Source organism: Pseudomonas sp. BF-R-01, from assembly GCF_019946615.1.
Lineage (GTDB): Bacteria > Pseudomonadota > Gammaproteobacteria > Pseudomonadales > Pseudomonadaceae > Aquipseudomonas > Aquipseudomonas migulae.
Map to the genome: position 1 here is coordinate 1 of NZ_JAGYFX010000220.1, position 1,421 is coordinate 1,421.

The 1,421-nt window shown below is 59.4% G+C and carries 1 protein-coding gene; it reads right to left on the reverse strand.

All coding sequences use genetic code 11. The annotated features are described in order from the left end of the window. Positions 1-52: 52 nt before the first annotated feature. Positions 53-1,267 carry a class I SAM-dependent methyltransferase gene (locus tag KGB27_RS31350; protein WP_223453174.1) on the reverse strand — a complete coding sequence of 405 codons (1,215 nt, stop codon included), beginning with the start codon at positions 1,265-1,267 and terminating at the stop codon, positions 53-55. Positions 1,268-1,421: the final 154 nt, after the last annotated feature.

Sequence of the window (1,421 nt, forward strand, 5' to 3'; positions counted from 1 at the left end):
GATGGCGTCCGTGAAATCGCCATCGCCGTCAAGCGGGCTCCTACAAGGTGTTTCAGAGGTAATTGTCAGCGCGCAGCAGGGTTTCCAGGCAATGTTCGGTGATGTGGTAGAAATCCTTCAGCTCCTGAATCTTCACCAACAACTGGGCCGGGTCCACCGGCTCGGCGCGCTTGACCGCCAGGATCATCTTGTTCTTGTTGGTGTGGTCCAGTGAGATGAACTCGAACACCTTGGTTTCATAACCGCAGGCTTCAAGGAACAACGCACGCAAACTGTCGGTGACCATTTCCGCTTGCTGACCCAGGTGCAAACCGTATTGCAGCATCGGCTTGAGCAGCGCCGGGCTCTGGATTTGCAGGCGGATCTGCTTGTGGCAGCACGGCGAGCACATGATGATCGACGCGCCGGAACGAATGCCGGTGTGGATCGCATAATCAGTGGCGATGTCGCAGGCATGCAGCGCGATCATCACGTCCAGCTCGCTCGGCGCCACACTGCGCACGTCACCGCACTTGAACACCAGCCCTGGGTGTTCCAGTTTCGCCGCGGCGGCGTTGCACAGGTTGACCATCTCTTCGCGCAGCTCGACGCCGGTCACTTCGCCTTCGGCGTTCAAGGTGTTGCGCAAATAGTCGTGGATCGCGAACGTCAGGTAGCCCTTGCCCGAACCGAAATCCGCGACCCGCACAGGTTTGTCCAGCGCCAGCGGCGAGGTGGTCAGGGCATGGCTGAAGACTTCGATGAACTTGTTGATCTGCTTCCACTTGCGCGACATCGCCGGGATGAGCTCGTGCTTGCTGTTGGTCACACCGAGGTCGGCAAGGAACGGCCGGCTGAGGTCGAGGAAGCGGTTTTTCTCGCGGTTGTGCTCGGCGGACGGCACTTCGCGCAATTGCTGAGGTTTGCTCTTGAACAGCGAAGACTTGCCCTTTTTGCTGTATTCGAGCTGGGCTTCGTCGGTCAGCGACAACAAATGCGCATTTTTGAACGAGGCCGGCAGCAACGCGGCGATGGTCGCCACGCCCTCGGCCAGCGGCAGGTTCTTGGTGATGTCGCGGGTTTTGTAGCGATAGACGAAGGACAGGCAAGGCTGATCCTTGACCGTCAGTTGCTTGATGATCAGCCGTTGCAGATCCGCTTCGGTGCCGACGTACTTGGCCAGCACCAGTTTGATGAAGGCATTGGCGTCGAGGCTGGTTTGCAGCAGGTCGATGAACTGGGCGTGGTGATCCGGCGCGAGGCTGGCGGGAGTGGCGGTGACGGACATGGAAAAAACGGCCTCGGGCGGAGCGAATCGGGAATGGCGGGTATTTTAGGGGGGATGGCCGTTCAGGACACGTAGTTATTTACGAACGGCGCGCATTCCCTGTGGGAGCGGGCTTGCTCGCGAAGGCGGTGCTCAATCCAACATTGATGCCGGC